This is a genomic window from Clostridium sp. UBA1652, from assembly GCF_002320975.1.
Lineage (GTDB): Bacteria > Bacillota > Clostridia > Clostridiales > Clostridiaceae > Clostridium_T > Clostridium_T intestinale.
Map to the genome: position 1 here is coordinate 1 of NZ_DCLI01000003.1, position 14,744 is coordinate 14,744.

At 34.4% G+C, this 14,744-nt stretch carries 13 protein-coding genes and 1 other annotated feature; all 13 genes read left to right on the plus strand.

Features of this window, described 5'->3' with window-relative positions:
* Positions 1–192 precede the first annotated feature (192 nt).
* The 13 genes from rpmG (at position 193) to fusA (ending at position 14,686) form a co-directional block, all read left to right on the plus strand.
* The gene (gene rpmG / locus B3N22_RS00395) at positions 193–342 is read left to right on the plus strand and encodes a 50S ribosomal protein L33 (protein ID WP_021800140.1); all 150 of its coding nucleotides are present in this window, start codon (positions 193–195) and stop codon (positions 340–342) included.
* A 36-nt stretch (positions 343–378) separates the two neighbouring features.
* Positions 379–612 carry a preprotein translocase subunit SecE gene (gene secE, locus B3N22_RS00400; protein WP_073022857.1) on the plus strand — a complete coding sequence of 78 codons (234 nt, stop codon included), beginning with the start codon at positions 379–381 and terminating at the stop codon, positions 610–612.
* Positions 613–645: 33 nt separating this feature from the next.
* On the plus strand, positions 646–1,167 hold the full coding sequence (gene nusG, locus B3N22_RS00405) for a transcription termination/antitermination protein NusG (RefSeq protein ID WP_073022858.1): 522 nt from the start codon (positions 646–648) through the stop codon (positions 1,165–1,167).
* 85 nt (positions 1,168–1,252) lie between these two features.
* Positions 1,253–1,678, plus strand: coding sequence for a 50S ribosomal protein L11 (gene rplK, locus B3N22_RS00410; RefSeq protein ID WP_021800143.1), 426 nt, complete (start codon positions 1,253–1,255; stop codon positions 1,676–1,678).
* Between the two features lie 55 nt (positions 1,679–1,733).
* Positions 1,734–2,423: a 50S ribosomal protein L1 gene (gene rplA, locus B3N22_RS00415; RefSeq protein WP_021800144.1), complete on the plus strand. Its 690-nt coding sequence runs from the start codon at positions 1,734–1,736 to the stop codon at positions 2,421–2,423.
* 44 nt (positions 2,424–2,467) lie between these two features.
* Positions 2,468–2,597 (plus strand) — a sequence feature (ribosomal protein L10 leader region).
* A 35-nt stretch (positions 2,598–2,632) separates the two neighbouring features.
* Complete coding sequence (gene rplJ / locus B3N22_RS00420) at positions 2,633–3,139, plus strand: 50S ribosomal protein L10 (RefSeq protein WP_021800145.1); 507 nt, start codon at positions 2,633–2,635, stop codon at positions 3,137–3,139.
* Positions 3,140–3,194: 55 nt separating this feature from the next.
* Entirely contained in the window at positions 3,195–3,557 is a 363-nt protein-coding gene (rplL, locus tag B3N22_RS00425; protein ID WP_021800146.1) for a 50S ribosomal protein L7/L12, read from the plus strand.
* Positions 3,558–3,855: 298 nt separating this feature from the next.
* Entirely contained in the window at positions 3,856–7,560 is a 3,705-nt protein-coding gene (rpoB, locus tag B3N22_RS00430) for a DNA-directed RNA polymerase subunit beta (protein WP_286904001.1), read from the plus strand.
* A gap of 20 nt (positions 7,561–7,580) precedes the next feature.
* Positions 7,581–11,117, plus strand: coding sequence for a DNA-directed RNA polymerase subunit beta' (gene rpoC / locus B3N22_RS00435; RefSeq protein ID WP_286904003.1), 3,537 nt, complete (start codon positions 7,581–7,583; stop codon positions 11,115–11,117).
* 150 nt (positions 11,118–11,267) lie between these two features.
* Entirely contained in the window at positions 11,268–11,507 is a 240-nt protein-coding gene (locus B3N22_RS00440) for a ribosomal L7Ae/L30e/S12e/Gadd45 family protein (protein WP_073022861.1), read from the plus strand.
* A gap of 50 nt (positions 11,508–11,557) precedes the next feature.
* Positions 11,558–11,935, plus strand: coding sequence for a 30S ribosomal protein S12 (rpsL, locus tag B3N22_RS00445; protein WP_021800150.1), 378 nt, complete (start codon positions 11,558–11,560; stop codon positions 11,933–11,935).
* 141 nt (positions 11,936–12,076) lie between these two features.
* On the plus strand, positions 12,077–12,547 hold the full coding sequence (rpsG, locus tag B3N22_RS00450) for a 30S ribosomal protein S7 (protein ID WP_073022862.1): 471 nt from the start codon (positions 12,077–12,079) through the stop codon (positions 12,545–12,547).
* A gap of 75 nt (positions 12,548–12,622) precedes the next feature.
* On the plus strand, positions 12,623–14,686 hold the full coding sequence (gene fusA / locus B3N22_RS00455; RefSeq protein ID WP_073022863.1) for an elongation factor G: 2,064 nt from the start codon (positions 12,623–12,625) through the stop codon (positions 14,684–14,686).
* Positions 14,687–14,744: the final 58 nt, after the last annotated feature.

Genomic DNA, 14,744 nt, shown 5'->3' on the forward strand with positions numbered 1-14,744 from the left:
TGTTACTACTATAGTTAAATAATACAAGATGTTTAAGGGCTGGGTTCTCTAACCTAGTCCTTTACATAGTGATAAAATGTTGACTTTGTAATTTATTTGTGATAATGTTATGAAGTGAATGACATAGTAAGGTAAAAGCTTATACTAATACGAAGCTTATGCTGTATATAGAAAAAACTGGAGGTGCAGACAATGAGAGTAAAGATAACTTTAGCTTGCACAGATTGCAAACAAAGAAATTACCACTCAATGAAGAACAAGAAAAATGACCCAGATAGATTAGAGGTTAAAAAGTACTGCAAATTTTGCAAAAAACATACTCTTCACAGAGAAACTAAGTAATAAAGTTCTCAGCTTTTTTTAAGGATGTGAATAATAATGGCTGTAAATGGCAAGGTTAAAAAAGAGTCTGCACCTAAAAGGGAAGCAGGCATTGTTAAGTTCTTTAGAGAGGTTAAAGGTGAAGTTAATAGAATAACTTGGCCTAATAAAAATGAAGCAAAAAAAGCCTTAATAGCTACAATTGCCTTTACACTAGCATATGTTGTGCTAGTTGGTGGCTTAGACCTTGTTTTTAAAAACCTCTTTGAAATTATTTTAAAATTAAAATAAGGGAGGTTTGGGTGAGCTATTCATCCTGATAATATGAGTGAAAGAGCTAGATGGTATGTGGTACACACATATTCTGGATATGAAAATAAGGTAAAAGCAAACATTGAAAAAACTATAGAGAATAGAGCTCTTGAGTCCTTAATTCAGGATATACAAGTTCCTATGGAAGAAGTTATCGAAGAAAAGGATGGAAAACAAAAAATATCTCTAAAGAAGAAGTTTCCAGGATATGTTTTAGTAAAAATGTTGATGAGTGACGAATCTTGGTATGTTGTTAGAAACACAAGAGGAGTTACAGGTTTTGTTGGACCTGGATCAAAACCTGTTCCTTTAACTGATGAAGAAGTTGATTCTATGGGTGTAGTTGATATGCCTGTTGAGATTAATTTAGAGGTTGGAGAGAGCGTAAGAATAGTATCAGGACCATTTAAGGATATGCTTGCTACTGTTGTTGAGATAAACACAGAAAAGCGTAAAGTGAAAGCTTTAGCAGAATTATTTGGTAGAGAGACTTCTATTGAAGCCGAATTAAATCAGGTTGAAAGATTAGTTTAATACTAATTTTTATCAATAAAGACTATGGTCTTAATTAAGTGGGAGGGCTAAAGTCCGTATTACCACAGTATAGGAGGAATAACACATGGCTAAGAAAGTAACAGGAATGATAAAACTTCAACTTCCTGCAGGTAAGGCAACACCAGCTCCACCAGTTGGTCCAGCATTAGGACAACATGGAGTTAATATAATGGGATTCTGTAAGGAGTTTAATGCTAAAACTGCTGATAAAGCTGGTTTAATAATACCAGTTGTTATAACAGTATATCAAGACAGATCATTTAGCTTTATATTAAAAACTCCACCAGCTGCAGTTTTAATTAAAAAAGAATTAGGACTAGAAAGTGGTTCAGGAGTTCCAAACAGAACTAAAGTTGGAAAAATAACTAAAGAACAAGTAAGAAAAATTGCTGAGTTAAAAATGCCAGACTTAAATGCTGCATCAGTAGAAACTGCAATGAGTATGATTGAAGGTACTGCTAGAAGCATGGGAGTAACTGTAGTAGAGTAATTTCTAGAAATTGGTGGGAGGTAATAACCGTTAATACCACAAAGGAGGCTTAATAATGGGAAAGAAATATGTTGAAAGTGCAAAATTAGTAGATAAGAGTGCTTTATACACTCCAGTTGAAGCTTTAGATTTAGCAGTAAAAACTGCAAAAGCTAAGTTTGATGAAACAATAGAAATACACGTAAGATTAGGGGTAGACCCAAGACATGCTGATCAACAAGTTAGAGGAGCAGTTGTTCTTCCACACGGAACTGGTAGATCAGTTAAAGTATTAGTATTTGCTAAAGGTGATAAAGCTAAAGAAGCTGAAGCAGCTGGAGCAGAATTCGTTGGAGCTGAAGAATTAGTTTCTAAAATCCAAAACGAAAACTGGTTTGATTATGATGTAGTTGTAGCTACTCCAGATATGATGGGTGTAGTTGGTAGATTAGGTAGAGTATTAGGACCAAAGGGATTAATGCCGAACCCAAAATCAGGTACAGTTACATTTGATGTTGCTAAAGCAATCGCTGATATCAAAGCTGGTAAGGTTGAATATAGAGTAGATAAAACTGCTATAGTTCACTGCCCAATCGGAAAGAAATCTTTCGGAGTGGAAAAATTAGCTGACAACTTCCGTGCTTTAATGGAAGCTGTAGTAAAAGCTAAACCAGCAGCTGCTAAAGGACAATACGTTAAGTCAGTTTCTTTATCAGCAACAATGGGACCTGGAGTTAAAGTTAACCCAGTTAAAGTTTTAGAATAGTATTGACATATGTCGAGAAATGATATATAATCAATAACGTTGTAATAACTGAATAGGTAAAACCGTAGACAGTGGGTGCGATGTGCATAACGTAAACAACCTACCGAGGGTTCCATACAAATGCTTGTAATGGGTCTTTCCTTGTCTGCGGAAAGACCCTTTCTTAATTATAAAAAAGCAGTTAAAAACTGTGAGGAGGTGGACACACAGTGGTAAATAAGAATAGACAGTTAAAAGAAGCGAAAGTTGCTGAAATTAAAGAGAAGTTAGAAAAAGCTCAATCTGTAGTTCTTACAAGTTATCAAGGATTAACAGTTGAAGAAGATACTCAACTTAGAAAGACTCTTAGAGAAGCTGGTATAGAATATAAAGTATATAAAAATACTTTAGTTACATTAGCAGCTAAGGAATTAGGCCACGAAGGAATAGTTCCATTCTTAGAAGGACCTGTATCGATAGCATTCGGTTACGAAGATGTTACAGCTCCAGCAAGAATTTTAAGTGACTTTGCTAAAACTCATAAGAAATTAGAGTTAAAAGCAGGAATAGTATCTGGTGAAGTTTATGATGCAGAGAAAGTTAAACAACTTGCTGCAATACCACCAAAAGAAGTTCTTATTGCAAAACTTCTTGGAAGCTTCAAAGCTCCATTATCAAATCTTGCATATTTATTAAATGCAATAAAAGAGAAAAAAGAATCAGAATCTGCTGAATAATTAGTGATTATAGCAGAAAAAAATAATTAGTAAAAAATTTCGGAGGTGCCTTAAAATGACAAAGGAACAAATCATAGAAGCTGTAAAAGCTATGAGCGTTTTAGAATTAAATGAATTAGTAAAAGCTTGTGAAGAAGAATTCGGAGTAAGTGCTGCTGCACCAGTTGCTGCTGCAGGCGGAGCTGCTGTTGCTGCTGTTGAAGAAAAGACTGAATTCGACGTAGTTTTAACTAGCGCTGGAGCTAATAAAATAAAAGTTATAAAAGTAGTTAGAGAAGTAACTGGATTAGGATTAAAGGAAGCTAAAGAAATAGTTGACGGAGCTCCTAAGACAATTAAAGAAGCTATAGCTAAAGAAGCAGCTGAAGAAATAAAAGCTAAATTAGCTGAAGTTGGAGCAGAAGTTGAAGTAAAATAATTTCTGTTTAGCATAAAAGAGGTGCTAGTACTAGCGCCTCTTTAATTTCTCTATAAATAATTTAGAAATTACAATAAAAGTGATTATAAGGTAAAACAAGTATTGACAGCGCGAGATCAATATGATAATATCATTTAATGTACTATTCAATATGGAATAGTATATATAATTTTAGAATAGCCGTATATAAATTAATAATCTAGGTTATACTAAAATAATGACATTACCCGAAAGTAACCTTCCGTAGGGGGAAGTGCGTACTTTTGGTTATTTTAGTTTAAACGAGGGGTGAAAGTTGATGGTACATCCTGTCCAAGTGGGAAAAAGAACTAGAATGAGCTTTGGAAAGGTAAAAGAAGTTGCAGAAATGCCAAATCTGATTGAGGTTCAATTGGATTCATACAACTGGTTCCTAAAAGAAGGGCTTTATGAGGTTTTTGAAGATGTAAACCCTATAACTAACTTCACGGGAAATCTAGTTTTGGAGTTTACTGACTTCAAGCTTGACAAAGATAACATTAAGTACTTAGTAGAAGAGTGTAAAGAAAGAGATGCAACTTATGCTGCACCTTTAAAAGTATCTGTAAGACTTCAGAACAAGGAAACTGGAGAAATTAAAGAGCAAGAGGTTTTCATGGGAGATTTCCCATTAATGACTGAGCAAGGTACTTTTGTTATAAATGGAGCAGAAAGAGTTATAGTAAGCCAATTGGTTAGATCACCAGGTGTTTATTATAATGTGTCAAGAGATAAAAGTGGTAAGAAACTATTTTCTTCAACAGTAATACCTAATAGAGGAGCATGGTTAGAGTATGAAACAGATTCTAATGATGTAATCTATGTAAGAATTGATAAGACAAGAAAGTTACCGATAACAATCTTAGCAAGAGCTATGGGTTTTGGAACTGATACTGAACTTATTGAGTATTTTGGTGAAGACGAAAGATTCAAGGCTACTATTGAAAAAGATAATACTAAGACTAAAGAAGAAGCACTATTAGAAATTTACAAGAGATTAAGACCAGGAGAACCACCAACTGTTGATAGTGCAGTATCTCTTATTGATTCATTATTTTTTGACGCAAAAAGATATGATTTATCTAGAGTTGGAAGATATAAATTCAATAAAAAGTTAGCTATAAACCTAAGAATTGCTAATCAAATAGCAGCAACAGATATAGTTAACCCAGAAACTGGAGAGATTCTGGTAGAGAAGAATCAAAAGATAGCAAGAACTGTAGCTAAAGAAATTCAAAATTTAGGGATAAACTCTGTAGATATATTAGTTGATGATAGAATCTTTAGAGTAATCGGAAATCACTTTGTTAAAATCCAAAATCATGTTGATTTTAATGTAGATGATTTGAATATTAAAGAAAATGTTCATTTCCCTACCCTAAAAGAAATTCTTGATACTTATTCTACTGAAAAAGAGATTAAGGATGCTATAAAGAAGAATATTAACAAACTTATACCTAAGCATATTGTTAGAGATGATATATATGCAACAATAAGTTATGAATTAGGATTACCTTATGGTATAGGAAATGTTGATGATATAGATCATTTAGGGAATAGAAGATTAAGAAGTGTTGGAGAACTTCTACAAAATCAATTTAGAATTGGTTTATCAAGAATGGAAAGAGTAGTTAAAGAAAGAATGACTATTCAAGACCAAGAAGGAATAACTCCACAAGTATTAATTAACATAAGACCAGTAGCAGCTGCTATTAAAGAATTCTTTGGTAGTTCACAGCTTTCTCAGTTCATGGATCAAACAAATCCATTATCTGAGCTTACTCACAAAAGAAGATTATCAGCTTTAGGACCTGGAGGACTTTCGAGAGAAAGAGCTGGGTTTGAAGTTAGAGACGTTCACTACTCACACTATGGGAGAATGTGTCCGATAGAAACACCAGAAGGACCTAATATAGGACTTATAAACTCTTTAGCTACTTATGCAAGAGTTAATGAATATGGTTTTATAGAAACTCCTTATAGAGTTATAGATAAAGAAACTAGTCTTGTTACAAATGAGATTAGATACTTCACAGCAGATGTTGAAGATCAATATTACGTTGCACAAGCTAAGGAACCGATAGGAGAAGATGGAAAACTATTAGATTCTAGAGTTACTGTAAGATACATGGAAGATGTTCTTGTGATTCCTAGAGAAGATGTAGATTTAATTGATATATCTCCAAGACAAATAGTTTCTGTTGCTACTGCTATGATTCCTTTCTTAGAGAACGATGATGCTTCCAGAGCACTTATGGGATCTAACATGCAACGTCAAGCAGTTCCATTATTAAAACCACAAGCACCAATTGTAGGTACTGGGATTGAATTTAAAGCGGCTGTAGATTCTGGGGTTCTACCTAAAGCAGTTAATGCAGGGGTAGTGTCCTATGTAAGTGCTAATGAAGTTAGAGTTAAAAGAGATTCTGATGGAGGAACTGACACATACAGACTTCTAAAGTTCAAGAGAAGTAACCAAGGTACTTGTATTAATCAAAGACCTATAGTTTCTAAAGGCGAATACGTATCAAATGGTACTGTATTAGCTGATGGACCATCTACTGATTTAGGAGAAATAGCATTAGGTAAAAATATCAGAATGGGATTTATAACCTGGGAAGGATATAACTACGAAGATGCTATGCTTATTTCAGAAGAACTAGTTAGAGAGGATGTGTTCACATCTATTCATATAGAAGAATATGAATGTGAAGCTAGAGACACTAAATTAGGACCAGAAGAAATAACTAGGGATATTCCAAATGTTGGTGATGATGCAATAAGAGATCTTGACGAAAGAGGAATCATCAGAATTGGTGCTGAAGTTAGATCTGGAGATATTCTTGTAGGTAAAGTAACACCTAAAGGAGAAACTGAATTAACAGCAGAAGAAAGACTATTAAGGGCTATATTCGGAGAAAAAGCTAGAGAAGTAAGAGATACTTCTTTAAGAGTTCCTCATGGAGAAGCTGGTATAATAGTTGATGTTAAAGTGTTCACTAGAGAAAATGGTGATGAACTTACTCCAGGAGTTAATGAATTAGTTAGATGTTATATAGCACAAAAGAGAAAAATATCTGTTGGAGATAAGATGGCTGGACGTCATGGAAACAAAGGGGTTATTTCTAGAGTTTTACCAGAAGAAGATATGCCATTTTTACCTGATGGAAGACCACTACAAATATGTCTAAACCCTCTAGGGGTTCCTTCACGTATGAATATTGGTCAGGTACTTGAAGTTCATTTAGGATGGGCAGCAAGTAAATTAGGTTGGCATATAGCTACACCAGTATTTGATGGAGCTACAGAAAAAGATATTGAAAACTGTCTTGAAGATGCAGGATATAATGCAAATGGAAAGACTGTACTTTATGATGGTAGAACTGGAGAACCGTTTGATAACTCTGTTACTGTTGGGATAATGTATATCTTAAAACTAGCCCATTTGGTTGATGATAAGATACATGCTAGATCTACAGGTCCATACTCACTAGTTACTCAACAACCACTTGGAGGTAAAGCTCAATTTGGTGGTCAAAGATTTGGTGAGATGGAAGTTTGGGCACTTGAAGCTTATGGTGCTGCTCATACATTACAGGAAATTTTAACAGTTAAATCAGATGATATTGTAGGTAGAGTTAAAACTTACGAATCAATTGTAAAAGGTGAAAATATACCTGAACCAGGCGTACCTGAGTCATTTAAGGTTCTTATTAAAGAACTTCAAGCTCTTTGCTTAGATGTAAGAGTTCTTAATGATGAAAATCAAGAAGTTAAACTTAAAGAATTGACAGAAGATGATGACGCAGTTGAATTAGATGTAAATATAGAGGGTAATGAAGATTTTGTACCAGCAACTCCAGATGGAGAAGATAGTTATTTAACTGGAGATGAGGAATTGGAAGAAGAGTTAGATTATGAATCATTCCAATTAGATGAATTCCAAGAAGATTTAGAACTTGATGATTTTAATGATGAACACTAATTTGAAGGGAGGATATACCCTTGATCGAATTAAATAATTTTGATGCATTGCAAATAGGTTTGGCTTCTCCACAACAGATAAGAGAATGGTCTAGAGGGGAAGTTAAAAAACCAGAAACTATTAACTATAGAACATTAAAGCCAGAAAGAGATGGTTTGTTCTGTGAAAGAATATTTGGGCCACAAAAGGATTGGGAATGTCATTGTGGAAAATATAAGAGAGTAAGATATAAGGGAATTGTCTGCGATAGATGTGGAGTAGAGGTAACTAAAGCTAAGGTAAGAAGAGAGAGAATGGGGCATATAGAACTTGCTGCCCCTGTATCTCACATATGGTATTTTAAAGGGATTCCGTCAAGAATGGGGCTAATATTAGATATGTCTCCAAGGGCTCTTGAAAAAATATTGTATTTTGCTTCTTATGTAGTGATAAACCCTAAAGAAACACCATTATTAAAGAAACAGTTATTAAATGAAAAAGAATATAGAGAAGCTGTAGATAAATATGGTGAGGAAAGTTTTGTAGCTGGAATGGGTGCTGAATCTATAAAAATGTTATTAGGAGAAATAGATTTAGAGAAACATTCAGTAGAGCTTAAAGAAGAATTAAAACAAAGTACAGGTCAAAAGAAAGTTAGAATAATTAGAAGATTAGAAGTTGTTGAATCTTTCAGAAAATCAGGAAACAATCCTGAATGGATGATAGTTGATGTTATACCAGTTATACCTCCAGATTTAAGACCAATGGTTCAATTAGACGGAGGAAGATTTGCAACGTCTGACTTAAATGATCTATATAGAAGAGTTATAAACAGAAATAACAGACTTAAAAAACTTTTAGATCTTGGAGCTCCTGACATAATAGTGAGAAATGAAAAAAGAATGCTTCAAGAAGCTGTAGATGCACTAATAGATAATGGTAGAAGAGGAAGACCTGTTACAGGTCCTGGAAACAGACCGCTTAAATCTTTATCTGATATGCTTAAAGGTAAGCAAGGAAGATTTAGACAAAATCTTCTTGGTAAAAGAGTTGACTACTCAGGAAGATCTGTTATAGTTGTTGGACCTGAGTTAAAGATGTACCAATGTGGGCTTCCAAAAGAAATGGCTCTAGAATTATTTAAGCCATTTGTTATGAAAAAATTAGTTCAAGATGGTGTAGCTCATAATATAAAAGCTGCTAAGAGAATGGTTGAAAGAGTTAGTGCTCAGGTGTGGGATATACTTGAAGAAGTAATAAGTGATCATCCTGTATTATTAAACCGTGCTCCTACTCTTCATAGATTAGGTATTCAAGCATTCCAACCAGTTTTAGTTGAAGGTAGAGCTATTAAACTTCATCCGTTAGTTTGTACAGCTTATAATGCTGACTTCGACGGTGACCAAATGGCTGTTCACGTTCCTTTATCAGTTGAAGCACAAGCAGAAGCTAGATTCTTAATGCTAGCTGCTGGAAATATACTAAAACCATCTGATGGTAAGCCGGTTTCTGTACCTACACAGGATATGGTTCTAGGTTCTTACTATCTAACTGTAGATAAAGATGGTGTTAAAGGAGAGGGATCTTACTTCTCTTCAGTAGATGAAGTGCTTATGGCATATTCGTTAAAGGAAATTGATATTCATGCTAAAATAAATGTAAGATTGTATAGAGAAATAGATGGTAAACTTGAAAGTGGAATAGTTAAAACTACTGTAGGAAAGATTATATTTAATGAATCAATTCCTCAAGATCTTGGATATGTAGATAGAACTAATCCCGCTGAAAGATTTAATCTAGAGGTTGATTTCTTGGTGACAAAAGGTACACTTGGGGGAGTAATTGATAGATGCTATGTTAAACATGGTCCAACTAAGACTTCTGTAATGTTAGATAATATTAAATCTACAGGTTATCATTATTCTTCAATTGGAGCTATTACAATAGCAGCTTCAGATATGATAGTTCCTCAAAGAAAATATGAGTTGCTTGAAGAAACTGACAAAACAGTTGATAGAATTGAAAAGATGTTTAGAAGAGGATTGATTTCAGAAGAAGAAAGATATGATAGAGTTATTCAAAAGTGGACTGATACGACTGAAGAAGTTGCGAATGCACTTATGGATAGTATGGATAAGTTTAATCCTATATATATGATGGCGGATTCTGGAGCCAGAGGATCTAAATCTCAGATCAAGCAATTAGCTGGTATGAGAGGACTTATGGCAAATCCTTCAGGTAAGATTATAGAATTACCTATTAGAGCATCGTTTAGAGAAGGCCTAGATGTATTAGAGTACTTTATATCAACTCATGGAGCTAGAAAAGGTAATGCCGATACAGCTCTTAAGACAGCTGACTCTGGATACTTAACAAGAAGACTTGTTGATGTATCTCAAGATGTTATAGTTAGAAGTCAGGATTGTGGAACAACTGAAGGAATAGTTGTTGCTGATATTAAAGAAGGAAATGAAGTTATCGAAGGTTTAAAGGAAAGATTAACAGGAAGATATAATGCTGAAGATATAATTGATCCAGAAACTGGAGATGTTATACTTGCTAAAGATAACTATATGGATGTTCATATGGCTGATAAAATAGTAAAAGCTGGTGTTAAGAAAGTTAAAATTAGATCAGTATTTACATGTAAGGCTAAAGTTGGAGTTTGTGCTAAGTGTTATGGTATGAATATGGCAACTGGACAAAAGATAAATATCGGTGAAGCAGTAGGTATTATAGCAGCTCAATCTATAGGAGAACCAGGAACTCAGCTTACAATGAGAACATTCCATACAGGTGGAGTTGCTGGAGCGGATATAACTCAAGGGCTTCCTAGAGTTGAGGAGTTATTTGAAGCTAGAAAACCTAAGGGATTAGCTATAGTAAGTGAAATACACGGTACAGTTAAGTTTGAAGAGACAAAGAAAAAGAGAGTAGTTTATGTAGTATCTAACGAAGGTGCTGAAAAAACTTATGATATACCTTTTGGATCAAGACTTAAGGTTAGTGATGGAGATATAGTTTCAGCTGGAGATGAAATCACAGAAGGATCTGTAAATCCACATGATATCATGGGTATTAAGGGAGTAGATGGGGCTAGACAATATCTGCTTTCAGAAGTTCAAAAAGTTTATAGACTACAAGGTGTTGATATAAATGATAAACATCTTGAAGTAGTAGTTAGACAAATGACTAGAAAAGTTAAGATAAGCGAATCAGGTGATACTGAACTATTATCAGGAACTTTAATAGATATGTTTGATTTTGATGAAGAAAATGCTAGAGTGGAAGCTTTTGGTGGAGAACCAGCTCAAGGAGAAAAGGTACTTCTAGGTATAACTAAAGCAGCACTTGCAACGGATAGTTTCCTTTCCGCAGCGTCATTCCAAGAAACTACAAGAGTTCTTACTGATGCAGCAATAAAAGGAAAAATAGATCCACTTCTTGGATTGAAGGAAAATGTAATTATTGGTAAACTGATTCCGGCAGGAACAGGTATGTTAAGATATAGAACAGTAAAACTCAATACTGAGGATAATATTGCAGATGAAATAGATGAAATTGCTATTGAAGATTAAACAATCAATATTATTGACATGTGTATGCTTAGATGATAAAATAAACTTTGTGTGATTTGTAAGCTACTGTATAGTATACATTTGTCTACATGATTACATGAGCAAAGTTTTCTAAACTTTGCCCATGTTCTATATAATTGGGGGGATTTCATGATAGACAGACTGATAGGGAAAAAACTTATTGGGATTAAACAATGTGCTAAAGCTATGAAAAATGGTTCCGGTACAAAGTTATATGTAGCTAAAGATTCAGATGAAAGGTTAATTTTACCTTTAATAGAATTAGCCACAGAAAAAAACATTCAAATTAATTATGTTGACACCATGAGGGATTTAGGCAAAATGTGTAGCATAGAAGTAGGTGCAACATCTGCTTTAATGCTTGAATAACGCAATTATCTAATTTATATAGATAAGTGAAAAAATCAGGAGGTGAAACCATGCCAACTATTAGCCAATTAGTAAGAAAAGGTAGAAAGACAGTTGTTACTAAATCAACTGCACCAGCACTAAAGGAATGTCCACAAAGAAGAGGAGTATGTACAGTAGTTAAAACTACGACTCCAAAGAAACCAAACTCAGCTCTAAGAAAGATAGCAAGAGTTAGATTAACTAACGGTTACGAAGTAACAGCTTATATCGGAGGAGTAGGTCACAACTTACAAGAGCACAGCGTTGTTCTTATAAGAGGTGGTAGAGTTAAGGATCTTCCAGGTGTTAGATATCATATTGTTAGAGGAGCTCTTGATTCTGCAGGAGTTGCTAACAGAATGCAAGCAAGATCAAAGTATGGTGCAAAGAGACCAAAGAAAAAATAATATGGTAATTTAGTGCAATGCCTTCAGCATTTACATAGATAAAGAAAAATCTTTAATATATACTGCAGGAGCAGCGCACTTTACGGCAAATGAGTCGAGTACCAATGAACTTAAACTAAGATTGTTAAGGAGGGAAGAAAAGTGCCAAGAAAAGGACATATATCTAAAAGAGATGTATTAGCAGATCCAGTTTACAACTCAAAGGTTGTAACAAAATTAATCAACAGTATAATGGAAGATGGTAAAAAAGGGGTAGCACAAAAAGTGTGTTACGGAGCTTTTGAAACTATTGAACAAAAAACAGGTAAAGACCCATTAGAAGTATTCGAGGCAGCAATGAATAATATAATGCCATTACTAGAAGTAAAGGCAAGAAGAATAGGTGGAGCTAACTATCAAGTTCCAATAGAAGTTAGACCAGAAAGAAGACAGACTTTAGGTTTAAGATGGTTACTTATCGCAACTAAAAAAAGAGGCGAAAAGTACATGAGAGAAAAATTAGCTGGAGAATTAATGGATGCAGCTAATAATACTGGAGCAGCTGTTAAGAAGAGAGAAGATACTCACAAAATGGCTGAAGCTAATAAAGCATTTGCTCATTACAGATACTAATTTCAAAACTGTTTTGGCTAATGCCAAAACAGTTTTATCTAATTTAAAAAACACAATTTGAGAGGAGGAAATTTCATGGCTAGAAAATATCCTTTAGACAAATTCCGTAATTTTGGAATAATGGCTCATATAGATGCTGGTAAAACAACAACTACTGAGCGTATATTATTCTATACAGGAAGAAGCCATAAAATTGGTGAAGTTCATGAAGGAGCAGCTACTATGGACTGGATGGTTCAAGAGCAAGAAAGAGGTATAACAATTACTTCTGCTGCTACAACATGTGTATGGAAAGATCATGAATTGAATATTATAGATACACCAGGACACGTAGACTTTACGATAGAGGTTGAAAGATCACTAAGAGTACTAGACGGAGCAGTAACTGTTCTTGATGCTAAATCTGGTGTTGAACCTCAAACTGAAACTGTTTGGAGACAGGCGGATAAGTATGGTGTTCCAAGAATGATTTATGTAAATAAAATGGATGCTACTGGTGCTGATTTCTTTAGATGTATTAATACAGTTAGAGATAGATTAAAAGCTAATGCAGTTCCAATACAAATCCCAATTGGATCAGAAGAAAACTTCAAAGGTATTGTTGATCTTATTAAAAATAAAGCTGAAGTATATTATGATGATTTAGGTAAGGATGTTAGAGAAGAAGATGTACCTGCAGACTTAGCGGATCAAGCTGAAGAATATAGAGGAGCTTTAATTGAAGCAATAGCTGAAACTGATGAAGAATTAATGATGAAATACCTAGATGGTGAAGAAATAACTGTTGATGAGTTAAAAGCAGCTTTAAGAAAAGCTACTATAGCAAATGAGATAGTTCCATGTATATGTGGATCTTCATATAAAAACAAAGGTGTGCAATTAATGATTGATGGAGTTGTTGATTACTTACCATCACCATTAGATATACCACCAGTTCAAGGTACTTCTTTAGATGGTGAAGAAGATTCAAGAGAGGCTTCAGACGAAGTTCCAATGTCTTCATTAGCATTTAAAATTGCTACTGACCCATTTGTTGGTAAGTTAGCATTTACAAGAATATATTCTGGAGTAATGCGTAGTGGTTCTTATGTTCTTAACTCAACTAAGGGCAAAAAAGAAAGAGTTGGAAGACTTGTAAAAATGCACGCAAATACAAGAGAAGAAGTTCAAGAGCTAGAAGCTGGTGAATTAGGAGCTGTTATTGGATTAAAGAACACTACTACAGGTGATACTTTATGTGATGAAAACAATCCAATAATACTTGAATCTATGGAATTCCCAGAACCAGTTATAAATGTAGCTATTGAACCTAAAACAAAAGCAAGCCAAGAGAAGATGGGGTTAGCATTAGCTAAGTTAGCTGAAGAAGATCCATCATTCAGAACTTGGACTGATGAAGAAACTGGTCAAACAATTATTGCAGGTATGGGTGAATTACACTTAGAAATAATTGTTGATAGACTTACAAGAGAATTTAAAGTTGAGTGTAACGTAGGGGCTCCACAAGTTGCTTACAAAGAAACAATTAGATCTGCTGTTAAAGCGGAAGCTAAATACGCTAAGCAATCAGGTGGTAAGGGTCAATATGGTCACTGTGTAATTGAAATGGAACCTACTGAAGGTGAATATGTATTTGAAAATGCTGTAGTTGGAGGAGCTATTCCAAGAGAATACATTCCAGCAATAGATAATGGAATACAAGAAGCTTCAAAAAATGGTATCATAGCAGGATATCCAGTTATCAACTTTAAGATTAAGTTAGTTCATGGATCTTACCATGAAGTTGACTCCTCAGAAATGGCATTTAAGATTGCGGGATCTATGGCGTTTAAAAATGCGATGTCAAAAGCAAGTCCAGTATTACTTGAACCATCAATGAAGGTTGAAGTTACTATGCCAGAAGAGTATATGGGTGACGTAATTGGAGACATAAACTCAAGAAGAGGAAGAATTGAAGGTATGGAAGCATTAAATGGTGCTCAAGTAGTTAGAGCATTCGTTCCACTTTCAGAAATGTTTGGTTATGCAACTACTTTGAGATCAAGAACTCAAGGTAGAGGAGTTTACTCAATGGTATTTGATCATTATGAGGAAGTTCCAAAGAATATTCAAGAGCAAATAGCAGGAAAAAGAGCTTAATGGCTTTTAAAATAAGTTATTCTAAATTTGACCTTATTAAGGAGGAAAATAAAAATGG

Excerpts from the sequence above, each read along its gene's own strand:
- rpmG (WP_021800140.1), top strand. The coding sequence starts at position 193 with ATGAGAGTAAAGATAACTTTAGCTTGCACAGATTGCAAACAAAGAAAT.
- secE (WP_073022857.1), top strand. The coding sequence starts at position 379 with ATGGCTGTAAATGGCAAGGTTAAAAAAGAGTCTGCACCTAAAAGGGAA.
- nusG (WP_073022858.1), top strand. The coding sequence starts at position 646 with ATGAGTGAAAGAGCTAGATGGTATGTGGTACACACATATTCTGGATAT.
- rplK (WP_021800143.1), top strand. The coding sequence starts at position 1,253 with ATGGCTAAGAAAGTAACAGGAATGATAAAACTTCAACTTCCTGCAGGT.
- rplA (WP_021800144.1), top strand. The coding sequence starts at position 1,734 with ATGGGAAAGAAATATGTTGAAAGTGCAAAATTAGTAGATAAGAGTGCT.
- rplL (WP_021800146.1), top strand. The coding sequence starts at position 3,195 with ATGACAAAGGAACAAATCATAGAAGCTGTAAAAGCTATGAGCGTTTTA.
- rpoB (WP_286904001.1), top strand. The coding sequence starts at position 3,856 with ATGGTACATCCTGTCCAAGTGGGAAAAAGAACTAGAATGAGCTTTGGA.
- B3N22_RS00440 (WP_073022861.1), top strand. The coding sequence starts at position 11,268 with ATGATAGACAGACTGATAGGGAAAAAACTTATTGGGATTAAACAATGT.
- rpsL (WP_021800150.1), top strand. The coding sequence starts at position 11,558 with ATGCCAACTATTAGCCAATTAGTAAGAAAAGGTAGAAAGACAGTTGTT.
- fusA (WP_073022863.1), top strand. The coding sequence starts at position 12,623 with ATGGCTAGAAAATATCCTTTAGACAAATTCCGTAATTTTGGAATAATG.